Genomic DNA, 22,434 nt, shown 5'->3' on the forward strand with positions numbered 1-22,434 from the left:
CGGAAGACACCGCGCGGCCGTCGCGGCCTCCGGTGGCGGTGGCGCTGGCACGATAGAGGACTTGTTCGATCGACATGTTGATTCTCCGGTTTGGTGATGAGAGTGGAAATGCCGGCTCATGGAGCCTTTTTGGGGTTGCTGCCTACTGCGTGTTTCCGGCTTTGCGACTTTGCTGCTGCCTGCTCCTCGCGTTGCATTTTGCATCGCGATCTATTAAATAGCACACTATTCATTTGACCCGCGACTCGAACCAATCGCACGAATCGCACGGATCACACGGATCACACGGATCACACGGATCACACGGATCACGCACATGCCGCCCGTGCGGCCGCGCCTTGTTCCGCTTCAGCCGCCCGCGTCGGCGAACCGCCCGCGCAGCTTGTCCAGTTCCGCCTTGACCGACACGATCTCGTCAATGCCGCAATCCGCCGCGCACAAGACCGCGCGCGGCACGGCCTCCGCCTGCTGGCGCAGCGCGCGCCCCTGCGCGGTCAGCGTGACGATGACCTGACGCTCGTCCTCCACGGCGCGCTCGCGGCGCAGCAGTTGCTGGGCCTCCATGCGCTTGAGCAGCGGCGTCAGCGTGGCCGAATCCAGATGCAGGCGCGCGCCGATATCCGACACAGTCAGGCCATCGGCCTCCCACAACACCATCATCACGAGGTATTGCGGATACGTCAGGCCCAGCGGTGCCAGCAACTTGCGGTAAAGCTTGTTCAGGGCCAGCGAAGTGGCATACACGGAAAAGCAGAACTGGTGGTCCAGCAACAGCGAGGAGGCGCTGTCGATGCCGGCGCCGGGCGCTGCCTGCTTGTTCCGGGAGGTGCGTTTCGTGTCCATGGGCCGTAATTTAGATTGTGCGCGATTTAATTGCAAGCTATTTTTTACCGGCACAAGATGTTGCCGCAACGGCATGCGCAGGCCTCAGGGAGGATCCTCGCCCTGGTCGCCGAGCGCAGTGGTGTCGATCCGCTCGACCTTGCCCTTCTGGCGCACCTCGGTGCGCATCACGAACGCCTCCGTCGGGCAGTACCAGTCGGTGATTTCCATGACGGCGGGTTCCGTCTGGATCACGTCGTCGCCCATCATCAGCGGTCCGAGCGCGCTGCGCTTCTGATAAGTGATCGGCATGCACTGGCGGCGGCCCATCACGGTCTCGATGGACCGCGCGCGCCCGACGCGCCGCTCGCCGATGGTCACAGAGGCCGCCGGTGCGCGGATGGTGGTGACGAACTCGCCGGTGGCCAGGCTGTGGATCTCCAGGTCGAGGCTGGAGGTGAGCGTCTGGCCCGGCAGAACGATGCCCTCGCGCACGGTCAGCCCGGCATAGCTGAGCACGCCGTGGCCCTGGAACGAAGCTTCGCCGAACAGCCTGGTATAGCGCGCCTGCGCGTTGATGGTGGCGCGCTGGCTGCTCACCGAGCCGCCGGTGCCGCTGGCGTCGCGGTCGAAGTTCATGCGGTGCACCTGATCCATCACCACGGGCGGGCCCATCATGGCTGCCAGCGCCGATTTCGAGTGGATCGACAGCCAGGCGCTGCAGCCGGTCTCGGTTCGTACCGGATGCCGGATGACCATGGTGATGGACATCGGCATGTCGCCGCTGGCCTCCATCTGCGTGCGCGCGCCGGACTGGAACCAGTCGGTGTCGCAGATGGTGCCGGGCGCGCGCGGCGGCGGCTCGGCGGGGGTTGCGGCGGCGGGTATTGCCGCCGCATCGGCCGGCACGGGCGCCTGTGCCTGCGCGGCCTGCGGGGTGCCGCACAGCAGCAGCGCCGACAGGCACGCCAGTCGCAATGCGCCAGGCCTTCCGCTGGCGGGCGCCGGCCGGTGGGGGTGAACAGTCATGTCGTATCGCAAGCGGGCAAGCGGGCTATGGCGGCACCTGCCGCCGGTCTGCACGCAAGGTAGCACTGCTGCGCGGGCCGCACAACTAGGGCCCGCCGAAAACGGGATACGGCACCCCGCGCGCCGGGTCCGCCGTGGTCTGGTCGATCACGCGTTCCACGTCAGCCACCTCGCGCAGCGCCTTGAAGAAGTCCTCGCGCGCGAACCCGCGTCCCACGCAGCCCTGCACCAGCAGCCAGCGCTGCCGCACCGTGAACCACAGCGTCGAATCCCGCCAGCCCGGCATGGCGGTCGATATCGCCTGCAGGCGCCGCCGCGCGCCTTCGGCAATCTCCCGGTCGTACTGGTAGGCACTGGGCAGGCGGCAGCGCCCCTCCAGCCAGCAGTGGTTGCCGTGCTCGATGCGGTGGTGCGAATCGCGCAGCCATTCGGCCTCGTCCACGCGCGGGCCCAGCGGCTCGGGGCAATTGGCGATCTTCGCGGAGACCTGGAAGAACGGATCGTTGTCGCGGTTCTGATAGCGGCCGGCAGCGGCGCTGGCGTCGGCGGCGCCGGCAGGCGCGGCCGCAAGCACGGCGCAGGCGAACACGACCGACACGGCATTGGCGGCGGCAGGCAAGAGCGGCTCAGGCATGGCGGGCTCCGGAAATCGCGGTGACCTGCGCCCAGCATAGGCGCTGCGCGGGGCGAGATGAAGGCTGCCCGCGCGGCCAGGCGGGGCGCTTACAATCGGCCGATGCCAACCATAACCCCAAGGAGACAGCGATGGCAGTGATCGGACCGGACGTGAGCCTGCACCCGAGCGCTTACGTGCACGAATCGGCCTACCTCTACGGCAAGATCACGGTGCATGAGAACGCCTCGATCTGGATCAACGCGGCCGCGCGCGCCGAGCACACGGAAATCGTGATCGGCGCGTACACCAACATCCAGGACTTCGCCATGCTGCATGTCGGCGACCGTACGCCGACCATCATCGGCAGCCATTGCTCCATCACCCATCACTGCACCATCCACGGCTGCACGATCGGCGACAACTGCCTGATCGGCATCAACGCGACCATCATGGACGGCTGCGTGATCGGGGACAACAGCATCGTCGCCGGCCATGCCTTCCTCAAGGAAGGCACCGTGATCCCGCCCAACTCCATCGTGATGGGCAGCCCCGGCAAGGTCACGCGCACGCAGAACAACTACGTGCGCAACCGCCTCAACGCCTTCCTGTACTACAAGAACGCGCTGGCCTACGCGCAGCAGAACTACCGCGCGTGGGACGGTCCGGCATTTACCGCAGAGGTGACGCGGGAGATGGAAAAGCTGCGGGCGGAACTGGCGGCGCCAGGCGACTGACATCCGCTCGTACCGGCGGCGCAGCGCGTCCAGATCGGCCAAGCGGTGCGAACCGGGGGGCGATTCGCGTTCGCGGGGGATCGGGCCCCGGCTCCCGCAATCGCTAGACCAGCCCGATGTCCAGCGCGCGCGTGCCGGGAAACACCTGCGCCAGGCGCGCATCGTCCAGCCCGTAGAGACGCCTGAAGATGCCGCCGAGCACCGCGCGGTATTCGTTGAGCACCGGCCAGTCCCGGTTCTGGTTCAGCGTGCGCTGCTCCACCGCCACCTGCTCGCCCGCAATGCGCCCGCCGCGCACCGTGCCGCCGGCCACCCAGTACACCGTGCCGTGGCCATGGTCGGTGCCACGCGTGCCGTTCTCGCGAAAGGTGCGGCCGAACTCGGATACCACCACCAGCGTGGTCTTGCTCCATGCCGGGCCCATCTCCCCGGCAAAACCGGCAATGCCGCGTCCGAGGTTGTCGAGCAGGCTGGCCATCTGCCCTTGCGCGCCGCCCTGGTTGACGTGCGTATCCCAGCCGCCCACATCGATGAAGCCCAGGTTGAAGCGCTCGCGCATCAGGCCTGCCATGCGGCGCGCTTCCAGCTCGAAGCCCCTGGCGCTGAGCGCGCGGCGGCTGGCGGCCTGCATCTCCTGCATGCGCCCGGCCGTGGCTGGGTCGGCGTCGCCCTGCGCCGCCATGCCGGCGCTCTGCATGCTGTCGCGGTGCTGCATGGCCTCGGCCTCCTGCGCCACGGTCTGGCGCAGCTCGAAACCCTCGTCGATCAGCGACTCGAAACGCGTGCCGCGGTACATCTGCGCCAGCACGCGCGCCTGGCGTTCATCGAAGGGCGTGCGTCCGGTGCCTTTGAGCGAGACATTGGGCACGCCGAGCGAGCCGCCGAGCACCACCGGCAAGCCATCGGTGAAAGCCACCGGCGCGGCGCGCCCGCCCATGGCCACGGCCAGCCGGTTGAGGAAGCCCGTGCCGCGCAGCGATGCGTCGATACGCACGCCCTTGCCGCCGGGCTGCGGCAGGCCCGCCTCCATGCCATCCTGCGTTTCGAAGTGGCTGCGCGAGAGATCATCGGTGCCGGCGAACGGCACGAAGGCAAGCTGCTGGCTCTGCCACAGCGGCAGCATGCTGTCCCTGAGCGCGGGATGCAGCGCCCAGGTGTCGATGCCCCTGCCGCCGCCGTCGAAGGCCGCCGCCAGCGACAAGGCCGCACGCGGATCGGCCGGCATGCCTTGYCCGGGCGGGCGGGCGATGGCGATGCCGGGCCGCGCGGCATAGTAGAAATCGCTGCCGGCCGGCACCAGCACATTGGTGGCATCGTAGCCGCCGCGCAGGAACACCAGCAGGAAGCGCGCCTCGGCCTGCTGCGGCAGCGCGTAGGCGCGCGAGGCGATGCCGGGGGCCAGCGTGGCGAGGCCGGCCATGCCGGCACGCTTGAGCCATTCACGTCGTTGCATGGGACGCTCCTTGTTCAGGCACTCGCGGATATCACGGCTGCATCCATTCGGGCGATGACAGCAGGATGGTGTTCCATTCCGCCTGCGACGCCGCCTGCGTCATGGCCGTGCGCGTGGCGGAGCCGAGCGTGGCTTCGATGCTGTCGTAGTAGATGCGGTTGCCCAGTTGGGGGAAACCGGTGCGCCCGGCGGGCTTGCCGTCGTCCTTCGAGAACAGGCCGGCCTGGCCGGATCCGATCGCGCGCGCGATCTCGAAGCGCTTGATCATCTGCCCCGAGCTGGCCCAGGCGCCCTGCGCGGCGGGAAAACCGTCCGGCGTGACGCGGCCGTAGAGCGGCTCGCCAAGCTGGTTGAGCCAGCCGACGGCCGGGCGCAGGTTCGCCACCATGCGGCCATCGTAGGCCAGCCGCAGCGACGACGCCACGAACTGCATCGGGTCCTTGAACTTGCGCGGGCCGGACGCCAGCGCGGCGTTGAACTCGGGCGACAGGAACAGCGTGCGCAGCACGGCGGCGATATCGCCGTCGCGTTGCGCGAAGGTGGCCGCCATGCGCTCGACCAGCGCCGGCGCCGGCGTGTCGCCGACGAAATGCGCGGCGATCTTGGCGCAGACGAAGCGCGCCGTGGCCGGCTCGCGGCTGAGGATATCCACGGCCTGCTCCACCTCGTGGAAGCCGGAGGGCTCGATGCGATGGCCGAGCAGGGTCTTGGCGCCGAAGTCATGCCGGCCGGGATTGAACTCGAACACGCCGTCGGCAAGGTATTGCGCCTGCCTCTGCGGCGCCAGCCCGGGCGGCTGGCCGGTGGCATTGATGCCGAGCCCGGTCAGCACGCGCGCCAGTTCCTGCACGTCCTGCTGCGTGTAGCGCGAACCGCTGGCCCCGCCGGACACGCCCAGCGTATGCAGCTCCATCAGTTCGCGCGCGTAGTTCTCGTTGATGCGGCCGGCGGCGCTCTGCGCGTTGTCCAGGTACTCCAGCATGGCCGGCGCGGTCACGGTGGCCATCAGCAGGTCGCGGAACCTGCCGAGCGCACGCGCTCGGATGGCCTTGTCCTCGTAGTCTGCCAGCACCCAGCGCACCGCGCCCTTGCCCGAGTACACGCTGAAGTGATTCATCCAGAACCACGTCATCTGCTCGCGCAATTGCGCCGGCGAGTACAGCGCGCGCAGCAGGTGGCGGCGCCCGGTGTCGAGCACCACCTCGTTGCCGGTGCGGTTGAGCGCGTCGCGCGCCTTTTGCTTGTCGTCTTCGTCGGTGAGCGTGTTGATGCGCTGCTGCTCGGCACGCACGCTGCGCAGGCGCTGCTCGCCGCTTTGCTGGGAAATGCCCAGCGCGCCGATGGTGGCGGCGAGTTCGCCGCTGTCGGCGGCGGGCGCCTTGAGCTGTTCGTCGAGATAGCGCTCGCGGCCGAGCTTGCGCAAGCGGTCGATGCCGGCCTGGTCGGCGCCGAAAGTGACGCTGTTGAGCCAGTGCAGGTCGGCGGGCCCGAGCGCGGCGCCGGGGGTGCCGCCGTCAGGCATGCCGACTTGCGCGCAGGCGCCCAGCAGCGCGGCGGCCGCGCCCAGGAACCAGGCTGTCGTCAGGCGTGGAAAGCGAAAGGGCATGGCGGTCCTGTCTCGTCTCGCACGAGGGCATGGGTGACACCGCTCTTACGCAAGGAGGCGTACTTTGGTTGACGCAGCCGATACGCGATTTACCCGAAGTCATGCCGGCAACGCGCCGGCAACGCGCCGGCATCCGCAAGGAAAACGAAAGCACCGGCCGCCAATTGCCGCGCCAACCCGCGCGCCACCCGGCTTGCGTCAGGGCCTGCCGGCTTCGGGCGGCATGGCCGCCAGCGTCAGCAGCCAGAACGCCAGCGCCGCCGCGCTGATGCCCGCGCCCAGCATGCACACGCCGCTCCACCCGGCGTGTGCGTAGGCGTGGGTCGAGGCGATCGCGCCAGCGCCGCTGCCCAGCGCATAGAAGAGCATATAGCAGCCCACCAGGCGGCCATGGGCCTCGGGCCGCGCGCGGAACACCAGGCTCTGGTTGGTGACATGGATGGCCTGCCCGGCCAGGTCGAGCACGATCACGCCGGCCACCAGCAGCCACAGCGACCGCGGCGCGAAGGCCAGCGGCAGCCAGCATGCCAGCAGCAGCACCAGCGCCACGCCGGTGGTGCGCTGGCCCAGCCCGCGGTCGGCCAGCCGGCCGGCGCGCGCGGCCGCCAGCGCGCCCGCCGCGCCCACCAGGCCGAAGGCGCCGATGGCGGTGTGCGACATGGCATGCGGCGGCGCGCTCAGCGGCAGCACCAGCGCGGTCCAGAACACGCTGAAGGCGGCGAACATCAGCATCGCCAGCACGCCGCGGATCTGCAGCGTGCGCTCGCTCTTGAGCAGCGCGAACATCGAGGCGAGCAGCCCCGCATAGCTCATGCGCAGCGGCGCCACCGCCTGCCGTGGCAGGCGGCGTGCCAGCACCGCCAGCAGCAGCAGCGCCAGCAGGCCCGATACCGCGTACACCGCGCGCCAGCCGCCCAGGTCGGCCAGCGCGCCCGCCATGGCGCGCGCAGCCAGCAAGCCGGTCACCACGCCGCCCTGCGCCGCGCCCACCACGCGCCCGCGCTCGGCCGGCGCGGCCAGGGTGGCGGCAAACGCGATCAGCCCCTGCGTCATGGCCGTGCCCAGCAAACCCACGGCGAGCATGCCGGCCAGCAGCGCGGTGCGCGTCGCGGCAAGACTGACCAGTGTCAGCGCCAGCGCCAGCAGCAGCGATTGCAGCAGGATCAGCCGGCGCCGGTCCACCAGGTCGCCCACCGGCACCAGCAACAGCAGCGCCAGCGCGCAGCCGGCCTGGGTGACGGTCACCACCATGCCCACCGCGCCTTCGGCAAAGCCGAACTCGCGCGCCATGGCGTCCAGCAGCGGTTGTGCGTAGTAGACATTGGCCACGCTCAGCCCGCAGGCCAGCGCGAACAGCCAGACCAGCGCGGGCGGCATGCGGGCCGGCACCGAGGCATCGGGGGGCGCTGCGCACGCGTCGGGCGTGGTGGCGGCGGTGGCGGCGGTGGCGGCATTCACGGTCATCTGCGGCTCCATCCGGTCTTTCTGGTTGCATTAGAAAACCAGATGGAGTTTAGTCACTATGGTTTTTTAAAGCAACCACGCGATGAAAGCCGCACATCACGCTGCATCGTAAATGTGCTGCCAAAGGCTGCCCAGCAAACCTTCCATGTATATCGTATAGTTGCGATCTTAATTTTGTGAGAAGCGGATATATGTTTCGTAGAAAGACGAAACAAGTCCCACTCCGCCCGCATGCAGACCCGCCCATGGACACCGACGCCATCGACATCGACGCCATTCACAAGGCCCTGGCCAATCCGCTGCGGCGCAATATCCTCGCCTGGCTGAAGTCCCCCGAGGAGCACTTCGCCATGCAGGACCACCCGCTTGACATCGGCGTCTGCGCCGGCCTGATCGACGCGCGCACCGGGCTGTCGCAGTCCACCGTGTCGGCCCACCTCGCCACGCTGCAACGCGCCGGGCTGGTGACATCGAAGCGGGTCGGCCAGTGGATTTTCTTCAAGCGCAACGAGCAGACCATCCAGGCCTTCCTCGACCAGATGCATAGCGATCTCTGACCCCTGGCGGCGCGCAAGCGCCGCCTGACCGACAAACGGCGCGAACGCCGGAACCCGCACCACGGTGCACTTCTCACCTCGACCCGAAACACGTACATGACCACACTCTTCGATCCCATCCGCATCGGCGACCTCGATCTTCCCAACCGCGTCATCATGGCGCCGCTGACGCGTTCGCGCGCAGTGGGCGGCGGCCGCGTGCCCAACGCAATGATGGCCGAGTACTACGTGCAGCGCGCCTCGGCGGGCCTGATCCTCAGCGAGGCTACCGCCGTCACCCCGCAAGGCGTGGGCTACGCCGACACCCCGGGCATCTGGTCCGACGAACRGGTCGCCGGCTRGAAGGTGGTCACCGATGCCGTGCACGCCGCGGGCGGCCGCATCTTCCTGCAGCTCTGGCACGTAGGCCGCATTTCCGACCCGGTCTTCCTCGACGGCGACCTGCCGGTGGCGCCCAGCGCCATCGCGGCTGGCGGCAACGTCAGCCTGGTCCGCCCCAAGCGCCCCTATGTCACCCCGCGCGCGCTGGAAACCGATGAGATCCCCGGCATCGTCGCCGCCTATCGCCACGGCGCCGAAAACGCCAAGGCCGCCGGCTTCGACGGCGTGGAAGTGCACGGCGCCAACGGCTACCTGCTCGACCAGTTCCTGCAGGACAGCACCAACCAGCGCACCGACGCCTACGGTGGCTCCATCGAGAACCGCGCCCGCCTGCTGCTGGAAGTGACCGACGCCTGCATCGCCGTATGGGGCGCATCGCGCGTGGGCGTGCACCTGGCACCGCGCGGCGATGCCCACACCATGGGCGATTCCGACCCCGCCGCCACCTTCGGCTATGTGGCGCGCGAACTCGGCAAGCGCAAGATCGCGTTCATCTGCGCGCGCGAAGCGCTCGGCGACAACCGCCTGGGCCCGGCACTGAAGCAAGCCTTCGGCGGCGTCTATATCGCCAACGAGAGGATGACCAAGGCCACGGCCGGGCACGTGCTGGAAGCCGGCGAAGCCGATGCGGTGGCCTTCGGCCAGCTGTTCATCGCCAACCCGGACCTGCCGCGCCGCCTGCAGATCGACGCGCCGCTCAACGTGCCGCAGCCGGAGACGTTCTACCACCCGGGCGCCGAGGGCTATCTCGACTATCCCGCGCTCGCCTGAGCCAGGGACACCGGCCCCGCGCAGCATTGCGCGGGGCACGCCGGACGCCGCGCCCTGGCGTGGCGTCCGGCCCGAAGGGCGCCACAGCCGGCCAGCCTTGCCCAGCCTCCTGACCGAACGCACAGCCACCGCGCATCTTCACGAACGCGCTGCGCACCACGGGTGYCCCGGCATCGGCGATGCCAGCCACGGCCCACCCGCGCGCAATCAACCACACCCGCCTTCTTTCCGCCAACCCTCGTTCTCGCTGTTCCCGCGGCGCCCGACGGCTTCCGGCCTGTTCACGCACTGGCTCGCCGGCATCTTGGCGATACCTCCCATCCGGCATACATTGGTTTGATCGCACTGCAAACCATCGTCGTGTCGGCTCTGGTATCGGCGTGTGACGCAAGCGCTCATGCTGCCAGCGGAATTGCTTCCACCCCAGGATAGAGCGCACCTGATGGAACGATTCCGCCACAGGACCGCATCAAGCGCGCCAGGAGACGAAAATGACGGAGAAGATCGATTTGCCTCGTCGAGGCTTCCTGGGCACGGCAGCCTCGGCACTCGCTGCCGCACAACTCGGGCTGCTGCCTCGCGCACAGGCCCAGACCAATCAGCCGAAGCCGGCACCCCGGCCCCGGGCCACGCCGGTTAGCCCGACGGCCTTTACGTCGATCAGGCAGATCAACGCCGGGCTGCTCAACGTCGGCTACGCCGAAGCGGGTCCTGCCGATGGGCCAGCGGTCGTCCTGCTGCACGGCTGGCCCTACGATATCCACAGCTTCGTCGAAGTCGCGCCTCTGCTGGCATCGCGCGGGTATCGCGTGGTGGTCCCGTATCTGCGCGGCTATGGTTCGACGACCTTCTTGTCGGGCGAAACCATGCGCAACGGCCAGCCGGCGGCCGTCGCTCTCGATATCGTCGCACTGATGGATGCGCTTGGTATCCAGAAGGCCGTCGTGGCAGGGTTCGACTGGGGCGCACGCACGGCCTGCATCATCGCCGCACTGTGGCCGCAGCGCTGCAACGGGCTGGTATCCGTAAGCGGCTACCTGATTGGCAGCCAGGCGGCGGGCAAGGTGCCGTTGCCGCCCGAGGCCGAGTTCCAGTGGTGGTACCAGTTCTATCTGGCAACGGAGCGCGGACGCGCTGGCTATCAGAAGTTCACGCACGATTTCGCCAGGCTGATCTGGCGGCAGGCGTCTCCCAAGTGGAAATTCGACGACGCCACCTTCGAGCGCAGTGCGGTGGCCTTCGACAACCCCGATCACGTGGACATATCTGTTCACAACTATCGCTGGCGGCAAGGTCTTGCACCAGGCGAGGCGAAATACGACGATGTCGAGAAGCAGCTCGCGGCGGCCCCCGTCATCAGCGTGCGCACGATCACCATGGAAGGTGATGCCAACGGCGCCCCCCATCCGGCGCCCTCTGCCTACGCAAGCAAGTTCACCGGCAGATATGAGCACCGCGACCTCACGGGAGGCATCGGCCACAACCTGCCGCAGGAAGCGCCACGGGCATTCGCGCAGGCGGTGATCGACGTCAGCAAGCCCTAGCCGCGGACCGGTACCGGATGAAGCCCTGGCCAGAAGGCTCTCGAGCTCGCGCCCCGGGACGAATGCAAGAGTTCTTGGCTGGCCGCGGCAGGTCAATTACTCTCGTCAATGCAACCGCGCCTCCAACCCTGGTGCCCGGCTATTCCCCTGCGACCCGTCAGCTTGCGCGCGGGGCGTGCTGAAGTACCTTGCAGCCGACTTGCCTTGACATGGGGGGAAGTCCTGGCTGTCCGTCACTGACCGCAGTCGACGGAGAAGTGGACGGAGAAGTGGCGGCGCCATCAGCCGCCGGAGGAGAYTCGGCGATGAGCAACGAGGCAGAGCCGGGGGCCGGGGACGCTACCCATCAGCCGGCAGCAGATCCGGGCGGTATCGACGACGGCGCGATCGACGACGACGAGATCGTGCGGCAGCATCCGCGCTATCAGCAAATGTTTCCCGTCCTTGGCGAGGAAGAAGTCGACAGGGTGCGTCGCTTCGGCAGCCCGTGCCACCACGCCAGGGGCGAGATGCTCTACAGCGCCGGAAGCATCTGCCCGGGCGTGTTCGTCGTCCTGTCCGGAAAGGTGCGGATAGTCACGCGCGACGGTTTGTCCCACATGCGGATCCTCCACACCTACACACAACGCGGAGAGTTCACTTCCGATATCACGCAACTCTCCAGCAAGCAGGCGGTCGTTGACGCGCATGTCATCGAAGATGTCGAGGCAGTGCTGATACGCCCCGACGATCTCAGCGCCATGATGATCAGCGAGGCCGATCTTGGCGAGAAGATCATGCGCGCCCTGATCCTGAGGCGTGTCCTGGCGATCGAACGCGGACGCGGTGTCGTCATCGTCGGGACCCCCAGCAACGCGCGGCTCCTCGAACTGCAGAATTTCCTGCGCAGCAACTCCTTTCCGAATACGACGCTCAATGCCGAACAGGACGCTGAAGCGATTGCGCTGCTGCAGCGCCTGACGCCGCAGCCCGATGACTTCCCGCTGGTTGTCTGCCCGAACGGCACCGTGCTGCGAAACCCCGATGTGGGGCAGCTCGCGTCTTGCCTTGGACTGATCCCCGACTTCGATCCGGCGCATGTCTACGATGTGGCCATCATCGGCGCCGGCCCGGCGGGACTGGCGGCGGCCGTCTACGCGGCATCCGATGGCCTGTCCGTGGCCGTGTTTGATTGTCGCGCCCCCGGGGGCCAGGCCAGTACCAGCGCGCGCATCGAGAACTATCTGGGCTTCCCCACCGGCATCACCGGGCAGGACCTCGCGGGACGCGCATTTATCCAGGCACAGAAGTTCGGCGCCCATATCGGCATACCGTGCGAGGTGAAGGCCTTGTACTGCGACCAGCTCCCGCTGGTCGTCGAGCTTGCCGACGACCGCCGTATCCCCGCGCGCACCGTCGTCATCGCCAGCGGCGCAGAATACCGGCGCCCGGTTGTCGACGGACTCGAACGCTTCGAGCGCTGTGGCGTCTACTATTGGGCTACGCCGATCGAGGCCCGACTATGCCGCAAGGAGCCAGTGCTGTTGCTCGGTGGAGGCAACTCGGCGGGCCAGGCGGTGGTATTCCTGGCATCGCACGCCGAGCACGTGCACATGTTCATTCGCGGATCGCGCCTCGCCGACAGCATGTCACGCTACCTCGTCGAACGCATCGGCTCGCTTGCGAACGTGACGCTTCATACGCGGATCGAACTGACCGCGCTCGAGGGCGGCGCGCGTCTTGAACGCGTGCACTATCGCGGCGCCGGCGGCATCCAGGGAAGCATGACGACGCATCATCTGTTCGTCTTCATTGGCGCACAGCCGAATACGCGATGGCTCAAGAGTTGCGGCGTGGCGCTCGACGGCAACGGCTTCGTATCGACCGGCGCCGACGTCGCGCAGGCATCCGTGCCCAAGCTCCCTTTCCAGACCAGCGTCGACGGCGTCTTCGCGATCGGAGACGTCCGCTCGGGCTCCACCAAGCGAGTCGCATCGGCGGTCGGCGAAGGCGCGGCCGTGGTCGCGCAGATTCATCAATTCCTGCCCCTGCCAGGCCGGTGAAGCCGGAGCGCCAGCCCCGGGGCTAGTCTGCCTGCGCGCCCGAGCGCTTGACCACCGGCCCCCACTTGCGGATCTCGCTGTCGACGAATTTGCCGGTTTCCTCGGGGCTCATCGGCATCGGCTCCGAGCCGCGGTCCACGATGAACTTCTGCAGCTCGGGCGACTGCAGCGCCTTTACCGTCTCCGCGTTGAGCTGGCTCACCAGCGCCGGCGGCAGGCCCTTCGGCGCCATCAGGATGGCCCAGCCAAGCGCCTCGAAGCCGGGCACGCCTTCTTCGCGCACGGTCGGCACGGACGGCAGCTGGGGCGTGCGCTGCGCGACCGTCACCGCCAGCGGCACGGCCTTCTTCGACTGGATCAGCGGCAGCGCCGCGGTGACCGAGTCCACCATCAGCGGGATCTGATTGCCGAGGAAGTCCGACTGCGCGGGGCCGCTGCCCTTGTAGGGGATGTGCACCATGAAGATGCCGGCCTGCGCCTTGAGCATCTCGGCAGACAGGTGCTGCGTGCCGCCGATGCCGGCGCTGGCATAGCTGTACTTGCCCGGCGCAGCCTTCGCCTTGGCGATCAGGTCGCGCAGCGAGACGATGCCGGAAGCCGGCGTGGCAAGGAACACCAGCGGCACCGAGAACACGCCCGAGATCGGCTGGAAGTCCTGGCGCGGGTTATAGGCCAGCTTCTTGTACAGGGTCTGGTTGATTGCCATCGCGCTGCCGGCCATCACCAGCGTGTAGCCGTCGGGCGCGGCGTGCGCGGCGATCTCCATGCCGAGGTTGCTGCCGGCGCCGGCGCGGTTGTCCACCACCACCGGCTGGCCGAGCTGCTTGCCGAGCCTCTCGGCCAGCGCGCGCGCGAAGATGTCGGTAGCCTGCCCAGGCGGGAACGGCACGATCAGCTTGACGGGCCGCTCGGGATAGGCAGCGTGGGCGAGGGTGGCGCCTGCCATGACAGCGGCGGCGACCAGGGCGCGGGTAGTCTTCAAGGGGCTCTCCTGTTTCTGTCTTGTTGTTCTGCGGCGTGGCATGGCGCGGCGTCCGGCACCTGCCGCCCACCGCGCGCAGGAGAGGATTCTACGGGATGCCGCGCCGCRCATTTCCTTATGTGGTTCGCTGCGTTGGCAGGGCTGCGCGGGCGCCGTATGATGTCGCGGCACCCACCCCACATCATGGAGCGCTGCATGAACGCCGTCACCGAGCCGCCGCTGGCATCGCAGGATCCCGGCCTGTCCCTTCCCGCGCTGCATTTCCCCGCGGTCCGGGCCGAGGTCTCGCCGCAGGAATGGGCGGTGCGCGTGGAACTGGCCGCCGCCTACCGGCTGGCCGCGCAGTTCCGCTGGACCGATCACATCTACACGCACTTCTCCGCGCGCGTGCCCGGCCCCGACGAGCACTTCCTGATCAATGCCTACGGACTGACCTTCGACGAGATCAGCGCATCCAACCTGGTCAAGGTCGATATCGACGGCGAGATCATCCGCGACGACACCGGCCTGGGCATCAACCCGGCCGGCTACACGATCCACAGCGCCGTCCACGGCGCGCGCCACGACGTGGGCTGCGTGCTGCATACCCACACCGCCGCCGGCATCGGCGTCTCCGCGCAGCGCGACGGGCTGCTGATGATCTCGCAGCACGCCATGCGCTTCTTCGGACGGGTGGCGTACCACGACTACGAAGGCATCGCCATCGACCTCGACGAACGCGCGCGGCTGGTGGCCGATCTCGGCGACAGGGACATCTTCATCCTGCGCAACCACGGCCTGCTGACCTGCGCGCCGACCGTCGCCCAGGCCTTCCAGGAACTGCATATGCTCGAACGCGCCTGCGTGGCGCAGCTGGCCGCGCAGTCGGGCGGTGCGCCGCTGGTGATCGCGCCCGATGCGGTGGCCCGCAAGGTGGCCGATGTGGTGATCGCCAATGCCGGCGGCCCGGTCACGCGCAAGCACTGGGCCGCGCTGCTGCGTCAGCTCGAGCGCAGCGACAAGGCGTACCGCCAGTAGCGCGACGCTAGATCCGCACGCCRAGCATCCCCGCGACGATCGCCACGGTCCAGGCCAGCGACGCCGCGATCAGGATCCGGCAAACCCGGTTGGCGCGCCCCGGCGGCGTGCCGTGCGCCAGCATCACCGTGCGCAGGCCGCAGGCAATATGGCTCAGCACGAAGAACACCCCCAGCCCATAGTGGGGAATCAGTCAATATCCTTGAACCTTCAAGAATCCCCGGGCACGGCCAGCAGGAAAGGCTGCGCGCTCCTATAATCGACCGGCCTTCACCGCTCCCTCCGGGAAAAGGACCTGCGCCATGATCGACCTGTACTACTGGACCACGCCCAATGGCCACAAGATCGCCATGTTCCTGGAGGAGGCCGGACTGCCCTACCGCGTGGTGCCGGTCAACATCAGCCGCGGAGACCAGTTCGAGCCAGCCTTCCTGAAGATCTCGCCCAACAACCGCATCCCGGCCATCGTGGACCATGCGCCGGCCGATGGCGGGGAACCGCTCTCGACCTTCGAGTCGGGTGCGATCCTGCTGTACCTGGCCGACAAGACCGGGCATCTCATCGCGCAGGACCTGCGCGGGCGCAATATGGCGCTGCAGTGGCTGTTCTGGCAGATGGGCGGGCTGGGTCCGATGGCCGGGCAGAATCATCACTTCGTGCAGTACGCGCCGGAACAGCTGCCCTACGCCATCGAGCGCTACGTGAAGGAGACGGCGCGCCTGTATGGCGTGCTGAACAAGCACATGGCGGACGGCCGCGATTTCATCTGCGGCACCGAATATTCGATCGCGGACATCGCATGCTACCCATGGGTGGTGCCGCACGAACGGCAACGGCAGGACCTCGCCGATTTCCCGCACCTGCAGCGCTGGTTCGCGCGCGTGCGCGCGCGTCCCGCCACCGAACGGGCCTATGCGCTGGCCAATACCGTCAACACCGCGCCGGTGGTCAGCGAGGATTCCAGGAGCGTGCTGTTCGGGCAGGACGCCTCGAGCGTGCGCTGAGGCCGCTGAGGCGTCAGCGGCGGTGATCGAAGCGGCGCGCCAGCCGCTCGCCGCCGAACTGCACCAGCGTCACCAGTGCGATCAGGATGGCAATGACGTTGAACATCACCGCGGTCTCGTAGCGCTCGTAGCCATAGCGGATGGCGAGGTCGCCGAGGCCACCGGCACCGACCGCGCCGGCCATGGCCGACGAGCCGATCATGGCAATCACGCTGACCGTGGCGCCGCCCACGATGCCCGGCAGCGCTTCGGGCAACAGCACGTGGCGCACGATGTGCCAGCGGCGGCAGCCCATGGCGCGCGCGGCTTCGATCAGGCCGGGGTCGATCTCGTTGAGGCTGACCTGGGCGATGCGGGCGAAGAACGGAATCAGGTGCACGCTCAGCGGCACCACCGCCGCCCAGGTGCCCATGGTGGTGCCCACGATCAGCCGCGTGACCGGCAGCATCGCCACCAGCAGGATGATGAAGGGTATCGAGCGGAAGGTGTTGACCAGCACCGACAACGTGCGGTGCAGGCGGGGCCGCGGGCGCAGTCCGCCCGGCGCACTGAGCGTCAGCACGATCGCCAGCGCCATGCCGCACACGAACACTACCAGGCAGGCAGAGCCGGTCATCAGCAGGGTCTCGCCCAGCGCTTTCACATACTTGTCAGCCAACGGCGGAAACATGGTCGCTTGCCTCGTTGTCGCTGGCGCGCTTGCTTGCATGGGCCGCATTGGCTGCCGCGGACTCGATGGCCAGGTTCGCCATGTGCGCTGCGCGGGCAATGCCGCCGGCGAGCTGCAGCGGGCGCAGCAGCGCCAGCGTGGCGGCAGCCTGCGGCTGCGCGAACACCTGCTCGACCGTGCCATGCTCCACCACCTGGCCGTGGTCGAGCACCAGCACGCGGTCGCAGGCCTGGCGGATCACCGCCATGTCGTGCGTGATCAGCACCACCGTCAGCCCCAGCTGGCGATTGATGTCGCGCAGCAGGGCGAGGATCGATTCCGTGGTTTCCGGGTCGAGCGCAGAGGTAGCCTCGTCGCACAGCAGGATCTCCGGGCGCTGCACCAGCGCGCGCGCAATGCCCACGCGCTGCTTCTGCCCGCCCGAGAGCGTGGCCGGATAAACCTGCGCCTTGCCGCCCAGGCCAACGAGTTCGAGAAGTGCCGTCACGCGCGGCGCGATCTCCGCGCGCGGCACACCGGCCACGCGCAGCGGCAGCGCCACGTTCTCGAAGACGGTCTTGGCCGACAGCAGGTTGAAGTGCTGGAAGATCATGCCGACGCGGCGGCGCAGCGCCACCAGCCCGTCTTCGTCGAGCGCGCCCGCATCCACGCCGTCCACGCGCACCTGGCCCGTGCTCGGCCGCTCCAGCATGTTGATGGTGCGCAGCAGCGTGGACTTGCCGGCGCCGCTGCGGCCGATAATGCCGAAGATCTCCCCGCGCGCCACGGTGAAGGACACCTCCGCGAGCGCCGCGGCCGGCGCGCCGGGATATTGCTTGCCGAGCCGGTCGAACACGATATGCGGCACGGGAGACGATTGCGGGGATGAGTGCGGGAACGCCTGCGGCACGGCGGGATCCTCCTGGAACGGCATCGGCATCAAGGAACTGTGGCTGGCGTCAGAATGCCGGGATGACCGAGCCCTGGTACTTGCTCAGGATGAACTTGCGCACTTCCTCAGAGTGGTAGGCCTTGATCAGCGGCGCCACCCACGGCGCGGCCTTGTCGCGCTCGCGCACGGCGATCACGTTCACGTAGGGGTTGTTCTCCTTTTTCTCCACGGCGATGCCGTCGCGCGTGGCGACCAGGCCGGCCTGGTAGGCGAAGGTATTGACCACGGCGGCGGCATCCACGTCGGGCAGCGAGCGCGCCAGCACCACCGACGCGCTTTCGACCAGGTCCAGCTTGCGCGGGTTGGCGGTCACGTCGGCCAGCGTGGCGGTACCGGTGAACGGGTCGAAGCCGTCGCGCAGCTTGATCAGGCCGTGGTCGCGCAGGATCACCAGCGCCCGGGTCTGGTTGCTGGGATCGTTGGGAATGCCGAGGCGCGCACCCTGCGGCAGCGTCTCCAGCGACTTGTACTTCTTCGAGTAGAAAGCGATCGGCGAGATCAGCGTATCGGCCACCGCCACGATCTTGTAGCCGCGCTGCGTGACCTGGTCGCGCAGGAAAGGCTTGTGCTGGAAAGCGTTGGCATCGAGGTCGCCGTTGTTGAGCGCCTCGTTGGGGCTGGCGGTGCCGGTGATGACGATGGGTTGTACGTTGAGGCCCTGCTTCCTGGCCACCTGGGTGACGACCTCCCAGATTTCTTCGTCGACGCCGCCGCGCACGCCCACCTTGATGGTCTTGTCGGCGGCCAGCGCCGGAGCCGAGCCGATGGCGAGCGCGGCCGAAGCGGCCAGCAGGGTGGAGAGAATCGTGCGCAGGTTCATGAGCGGTCTACCTCGGGGTCGGTTTGCGTTGACGGCGGTGGCGCGATGCCAGGGGATGCAGTCTAGGCAGGCACCCGCTCCGCGGTCCACGAATGTTTCCGCAGTAGCAAATCCGGAAAAATGCGGCGCACGCGGCATGCCGGCGGTGACGGGATGCGGCGCGCGGCGCCTGACCGGCGCCGCGCGCGTCTCCCCTCCCCCTCTCACCTCCCCTCTCTCCCGGAAGGGCCCTGCGCAAGGCTGCCCGGCGCGGGCACCCCTAGCCCTTCAGGAACCTGCACGTGCTCTCCGCCTGCGGCCTGAATGCGGATGCCCCCGGTATGGTCCTGGTGATCTTCAGCAGATCCCAGCCGTTGCGCGATTCGCCCGGCGTCTTGACCTGGGCCAGATAGAGATCGTGCACCATCAATCCGTTCTTCTGGATTGTTCCGTTGCTGGCAAAGAAGTCGTTGACGGGCATTGCCTTCATCTTCTCGACCACCTTGTCGCTGTCGGCGGTGCCTGCCTCCTTGATCGCCTTCAGGTAATGCATCGTCGCCGAATAGGCGCCGGCCTGCACCATGGTCGGCATGGCCTGGTGCGCCTCGAAAAAGCGCTTCGAGAACGCCCTGGTGGCCTCGTTGGCATCCCAGTAGAAGGCGGTGGCGAACTGCAGCCCTTGCGCCAGGTTCAGGCCGATGCCGCGAATATCGGTCTCGAAGATCAGCAATGGCGCGATCACCTGCTTGCCGCGGCCAAGGCCGAACTCCGCGGCCTGGCGAATGGCATTCTGCGTGTCCTTGCCGGCGTTTGCCAATCCGATCACCGAAGCCTTCGAACTCTGCGCGGCGACCACGAAGGACGAGAAATCCGGCGCGCCGATYGGATGCCTGGAGGAACCGAGCGTGACCCCGCCCATCTTCTTCACCACCGCGGACGTGTCGCTCTCCAGTGCCTGGCCGAATGCATAGTCTGCGGTGATGAAGTACCAGCTGCTTCCCCCGCCGTCGACGATCGCCCGCCCCACGGTGTTGGCCAGGGCCTGCGTGTTGTACACATAGTGGATGCCATACGGGGAACACTCGGACTCGGTAAGCGCCGAGGTGGCGGCCTGGACAAAGATGGTCACCTTCTTGCGCTCCAGCCCCAGCCGTTGCAGCGCGATGGCCGAGGCCGAATCCGTGCCCTCCAGGATCATGCCGACCTGCTCGCGGTCATACCATTCCCGCGCCCGGGTGGCGGTGACATCGACCTTGTTCTGGGAATCCGCCGTGAGGATCTCGATCGGCCTGTCCAGCACCTTGCCGCCGAAGTCCTTGACCGCCATCTTCACCGCCGTCGCCATGCCCCGGCCGCCAAGCGCCGAGTAGACACCGGTCATGTCGGCAATCACGCCGATCCTGACCGGTTGCGCGGGCGTCTCGCCATGTGCCGCCGACCAGGCCAGAAGCGCCATGGCGGCAGCGGCGGCCGTCGCTTTTTTCTTCATGTCTTGTCTCCTCCTTTATTGGCTCGACCCGCATATGGCGCATGGCATCCGGCCGGCGCGGCCGTTCCTGCGCCCTGCCGGCGGGTGGTCAGCAGTCCTTGAAGACAGCCGCGCGCTTTTCCAGGAAGGCGGCCATGCCCTCCCTTGCGTCTCTGGTCTGGAATGCCTGTGCGATGAGGTCCGCCTCGATGCGCAGCCCCTGCGGCAGCGGCACGGAAAGCGCGCGCTGCACCGCGTCCCTTGCCAGTACGGAAGCGCACTGGCTGTAGCCGGTAAAGCGTTGCGCAAAATTCCGGGCGATCGCGACGGGGTCGCCGTCCTCGACAAGCTCGTTGACCAGTCCGATCTCCCTGGCCTCCCGCGCATCGATGATCCGTCCCGACATCACCAGTTCCAGCGCGCGCGATTCGCCAACCAGCCGCGGCAGCCGCTGCGTGCCGCCGTAGCCGGGTAGCAGGCCAAGCTTGATTTCAGGCAGCCCCATCTGTGCGCTGGTGGTGGCTACCCGGAACGTGCACGCCATGGCCAGTTCGAGCCCGCCGCCGAGTGCATAGCCATGCAGGACGGCAACGGAAGGTATGCGCAGGCGGTCCAGGCGCATGAACGTCTCCTGGCCCATGCCGATGCCGTCGCGCTGCGCCCAGAAATCCCGGTCGGCCAGGCCCGCCACGTCGGCGCCGGCGGAAAACGCCTTGTCGCCCGCGCCAACCAGCGCCAGCATGCGCGCCCGTGACGCCGATACCTGGTCGAGCGCGCGGCCGATGTCTTCGATCAGCGGCAGGCTCAACGCATTGAGACGGTCCTGCCGGTCGATCGTGATGACGGCCAGGGGGCCGTCGTAATGTAGTTTGATTGCCATGGTGTGTGTCCGGTCTGTCGAGTGCGCGCCGCGCCCGGGCGCCCCGCCTGCGGTGCGGGGGCGCGGATGGCATGCCGGGTCAGGAATCGTTCCGGCCGGCGCCGGCATGGCGGCGAAAATCCGGCTTGCGCTTTTCCAGGAACGCGGCCACGCCTTCGCGTGACTCGGCGGACTGGTAGTACAGCGCCAGCGCCTGCATGCCTAGCCCGCCGATGCCGCGGATGGAATCGGAATCGGCATTGAAAGAGCGCTTTGCGATCGCGATCGCGGTGGGACTCAGGGCAAGGATCTCGTCACACCAGCGCGCCACTTCCTGGTCAAGCTCTTCGGGCGCGACCACGCGATTCACCAGGCCCATGTCCAGCGCCTCCCGGGCTCCATAGCGGCGGCACAGGAACCAGATTTCCCTGGCCTTCTTTTCTCCGACCACGCGCGACAGATAGGCCGTGCCGAAACCCGGGTCCACCGAGCCCACCTTGGGGCCGACCTGGCCGAAGATGGCGGATTCGGAGGCGATGGCAAGGTCGCAGCAGGTGACAAGCACGTTGCCCCCGCCGATGGCATAGCCATTCACCCTGGCGATCACCGGCTTGGGCACCTCGCGGATGAGGCTCTGCAGTTCCTCGACGGGCAGGCCCACGATGCCCCTTCCGTCGTACTTGCCGCTGTGCGCGGACTGGTCCCCGCCCGTGCAGAACGCCTTGTCGCCGGCGCCGGTCAGCACGACCACGCCGATGGACGGATCCCATCCCGCGTCGTGCAGCGCATCGATCAGTTCATCGCAAGTCTTGCCCCGGAACGCGTTGTAGCGCTCCGGCCGGTCGATGGTGATGCGTGCCACGCCGTCCGTCTTCTCCAGGCGGATATCTGTGTAGTTGCTCATTGTCTTCCCTCTTATCCGTGCATGGTGAGTCCACCGGACACACTGATGGTCTGTCCGGTAATGAAATCCGCTTCCTGGCTGGCAAGGAAGGCCACGATCCCGGCGATATCGTCCGGCTTGCCGAGCCGCTTCAGCGGAATGGCGCGCTTCAGGCCTTCGTACAGTTTTTTCCCGTACTCGCCGTCGCCGCCGAACGACTGCAGCAGCGCGGTGTCCGTCGGTCCGGGGCAGACGGTGTTCACGCGGATGTTCTGGCTGGCGCATTCGCGCGCAATCGTCTTCGAGAAGGCGATCACGCCACCCTTGCACGCGGAATAGACGGCCTCCCCGGAGGACCCCACGCGCCCGGCGTCCGACGCGATGTTCACCACCATGCCGCCGCCCGCGGCCACCATATGGGGCAGCACGGCATGATGGAGATTCAATGGCCCGATCAGGTTGATCGCGATCACCTGGTTCCAGAACGCGGGCGTGCTTTCCAGGAACTGGACCGGTACGTCCCACCCCGCGTTGTTCACCAGTGCATCGATACGGCCGAATCTCTCGCCCACGGCGGCCATCTCGCGCGTGACGCCGGCATGATCCGTGATATCGAGCGCGACCTGCAGCGGCCGCGGCCCCAGGCCCGCCAGGCTGTCGGCAAGACGCTGCAGCGACGCCTGGTTCTTGTCGACGGCGATGACCTGCGCCTGCTCTTCGACAAAGCGCCGGCTGATGGCCGCGCCGATGCCGCCGCCGGCGCCTGTGATCACGACGATCTTTCCTTTCAGTTCCCGCATGA

Annotated in this window: 22 protein-coding genes and 1 pseudogene; 7 read left to right on the forward strand and 16 right to left on the reverse strand. The window is 67.7% G+C overall.

Annotation, left to right across the window (positions count from 1 at the left end):
- From AC1DO7_RS01255 to AC1DO7_RS01270, 4 genes and pseudogenes are all read right to left on the reverse strand, one after another.
- Nucleotides 1-76 (reverse strand): annotated as a pseudogene (locus AC1DO7_RS01255) (organic hydroperoxide resistance protein); the annotation flags it as partial.
- Nucleotides 77-348: 272 nt separating this feature from the next.
- Nucleotides 349-843 carry a MarR family winged helix-turn-helix transcriptional regulator gene (locus AC1DO7_RS01260; protein WP_441612095.1) on the reverse strand — a complete coding sequence of 165 codons (495 nt, stop codon included), beginning with the start codon at nt 841-843 and terminating at the stop codon, nt 349-351.
- 84 nt (nt 844-927) lie between these two features.
- Complete coding sequence (locus tag AC1DO7_RS01265) at nt 928-1,851, reverse strand: hypothetical protein (RefSeq protein ID WP_477115705.1); 924 nt, start codon at nt 1,849-1,851, stop codon at nt 928-930.
- Between the two features lie 85 nt (nt 1,852-1,936).
- Nucleotides 1,937-2,485 (reverse strand): BON domain-containing protein, encoded by a 549-nt coding sequence (locus tag AC1DO7_RS01270; RefSeq protein WP_441612093.1) that lies wholly within the window; start codon nt 2,483-2,485, stop codon nt 1,937-1,939.
- Between the two features lie 131 nt (nt 2,486-2,616).
- Between AC1DO7_RS01270 and AC1DO7_RS01275 the strand changes: the two genes are divergently transcribed.
- On the forward strand, nt 2,617-3,201 hold the full coding sequence (locus AC1DO7_RS01275) for a gamma carbonic anhydrase family protein (RefSeq protein ID WP_441612092.1): 585 nt from the start codon (nt 2,617-2,619) through the stop codon (nt 3,199-3,201).
- Between the two features lie 103 nt (nt 3,202-3,304).
- Here the strand turns inward: AC1DO7_RS01275 and AC1DO7_RS01280 are convergent, their stop codons facing one another.
- From AC1DO7_RS01280 to AC1DO7_RS01290, 3 genes are all read right to left on the reverse strand, one after another.
- Entirely contained in the window at nt 3,305-4,654 is a 1,350-nt protein-coding gene (locus AC1DO7_RS01280) for a DUF1501 domain-containing protein (RefSeq protein ID WP_441612091.1), read from the reverse strand.
- Between the two features lie 31 nt (nt 4,655-4,685).
- Nucleotides 4,686-6,260, reverse strand: coding sequence for a DUF1800 domain-containing protein (locus AC1DO7_RS01285; RefSeq protein ID WP_441612090.1), 1,575 nt, complete (start codon nt 6,258-6,260; stop codon nt 4,686-4,688).
- Between the two features lie 198 nt (nt 6,261-6,458).
- On the reverse strand, nt 6,459-7,724 hold the full coding sequence (locus AC1DO7_RS01290) for an MFS transporter (RefSeq protein WP_441612089.1): 1,266 nt from the start codon (nt 7,722-7,724) through the stop codon (nt 6,459-6,461).
- Between the two features lie 245 nt (nt 7,725-7,969).
- On the opposite strand from AC1DO7_RS01290, the gene AC1DO7_RS01295 reads away from it, so the two are divergent.
- The 4 genes from AC1DO7_RS01295 to AC1DO7_RS01310 all read left to right on the forward strand — a co-directional run bounded on the left by AC1DO7_RS01295 (nt 7,970) and on the right by AC1DO7_RS01310 (nt 13,019).
- A complete protein-coding gene (locus AC1DO7_RS01295; RefSeq protein ID WP_441612088.1) occupies nt 7,970-8,281 on the forward strand; it encodes an ArsR/SmtB family transcription factor in 312 nt (103 codons plus the stop codon).
- A gap of 96 nt (nt 8,282-8,377) precedes the next feature.
- Entirely contained in the window at nt 8,378-9,433 is a 1,056-nt protein-coding gene (locus AC1DO7_RS01300) for an alkene reductase (protein ID WP_477115706.1), read from the forward strand.
- Nucleotides 9,434-9,924: 491 nt separating this feature from the next.
- Complete coding sequence (locus tag AC1DO7_RS01305) at nt 9,925-10,977, forward strand: alpha/beta fold hydrolase (protein WP_441612086.1); 1,053 nt, start codon at nt 9,925-9,927, stop codon at nt 10,975-10,977.
- A 305-nt stretch (nt 10,978-11,282) separates the two neighbouring features.
- Nucleotides 11,283-13,019: an FAD-dependent oxidoreductase gene (locus AC1DO7_RS01310; protein ID WP_441612085.1), complete on the forward strand. Its 1,737-nt coding sequence runs from the start codon at nt 11,283-11,285 to the stop codon at nt 13,017-13,019.
- Between the two features lie 22 nt (nt 13,020-13,041).
- Here the strand turns inward: AC1DO7_RS01310 and AC1DO7_RS01315 are convergent, their stop codons facing one another.
- A complete protein-coding gene (locus tag AC1DO7_RS01315; protein WP_441612277.1) occupies nt 13,042-13,965 on the reverse strand; it encodes a Bug family tripartite tricarboxylate transporter substrate binding protein in 924 nt (307 codons plus the stop codon).
- A 231-nt stretch (nt 13,966-14,196) separates the two neighbouring features.
- Here AC1DO7_RS01315 and AC1DO7_RS01320 point away from each other — a divergent pair, with 231 nt between their 5' ends.
- Complete coding sequence (locus AC1DO7_RS01320; RefSeq protein WP_441612084.1) at nt 14,197-15,018, forward strand: class II aldolase/adducin family protein; 822 nt, start codon at nt 14,197-14,199, stop codon at nt 15,016-15,018.
- A gap of 7 nt (nt 15,019-15,025) precedes the next feature.
- On the opposite strand, the gene AC1DO7_RS01325 is transcribed toward AC1DO7_RS01320, so the two are convergent.
- Nucleotides 15,026-15,187 carry a hypothetical protein gene (locus tag AC1DO7_RS01325; RefSeq protein WP_441612083.1) on the reverse strand — a complete coding sequence of 54 codons (162 nt, stop codon included), beginning with the start codon at nt 15,185-15,187 and terminating at the stop codon, nt 15,026-15,028.
- Nucleotides 15,188-15,320: 133 nt separating this feature from the next.
- On the opposite strand from AC1DO7_RS01325, the gene AC1DO7_RS01330 reads away from it, so the two are divergent.
- A complete protein-coding gene (locus AC1DO7_RS01330; protein ID WP_441612082.1) occupies nt 15,321-16,022 on the forward strand; it encodes a glutathione binding-like protein in 702 nt (233 codons plus the stop codon).
- Nucleotides 16,023-16,035: 13 nt separating this feature from the next.
- Here the strand turns inward: AC1DO7_RS01330 and AC1DO7_RS01335 are convergent, their stop codons facing one another.
- The 7 genes from AC1DO7_RS01335 to AC1DO7_RS01365 all read right to left on the reverse strand — a co-directional run bounded on the left by AC1DO7_RS01335 (nt 16,036) and on the right by AC1DO7_RS01365 (nt 22,432).
- Entirely contained in the window at nt 16,036-16,692 is a 657-nt protein-coding gene (locus AC1DO7_RS01335; protein WP_441612081.1) for a methionine ABC transporter permease, read from the reverse strand.
- On the reverse strand, nt 16,673-17,605 hold the full coding sequence (locus AC1DO7_RS01340) for a methionine ABC transporter ATP-binding protein (RefSeq protein ID WP_441612276.1): 933 nt from the start codon (nt 17,603-17,605) through the stop codon (nt 16,673-16,675). Before AC1DO7_RS01340 ends, AC1DO7_RS01335 begins: the two co-directional genes overlap by 20 nt.
- A 25-nt stretch (nt 17,606-17,630) precedes the next feature.
- Nucleotides 17,631-18,443, reverse strand: coding sequence for a MetQ/NlpA family ABC transporter substrate-binding protein (locus AC1DO7_RS01345; RefSeq protein ID WP_441612080.1), 813 nt, complete (start codon nt 18,441-18,443; stop codon nt 17,631-17,633).
- 259 nt (nt 18,444-18,702) lie between these two features.
- Complete coding sequence (locus AC1DO7_RS01350; RefSeq protein ID WP_441612079.1) at nt 18,703-19,911, reverse strand: ABC transporter substrate-binding protein; 1,209 nt, start codon at nt 19,909-19,911, stop codon at nt 18,703-18,705.
- A gap of 88 nt (nt 19,912-19,999) precedes the next feature.
- Nucleotides 20,000-20,770: an enoyl-CoA hydratase/isomerase family protein gene (locus AC1DO7_RS01355; protein WP_441612078.1), complete on the reverse strand. Its 771-nt coding sequence runs from the start codon at nt 20,768-20,770 to the stop codon at nt 20,000-20,002.
- Nucleotides 20,771-20,849: 79 nt separating this feature from the next.
- A complete protein-coding gene (locus AC1DO7_RS01360; RefSeq protein ID WP_441612077.1) occupies nt 20,850-21,653 on the reverse strand; it encodes an enoyl-CoA hydratase-related protein in 804 nt (267 codons plus the stop codon).
- 11 nt (nt 21,654-21,664) lie between these two features.
- Complete coding sequence (locus AC1DO7_RS01365; protein WP_441612076.1) at nt 21,665-22,432, reverse strand: glucose 1-dehydrogenase; 768 nt, start codon at nt 22,430-22,432, stop codon at nt 21,665-21,667.
- Nucleotides 22,433-22,434 lie beyond the last annotated feature (2 nt).

It is taken from the genome of Cupriavidus sp. 05N40, from assembly GCF_056397305.1.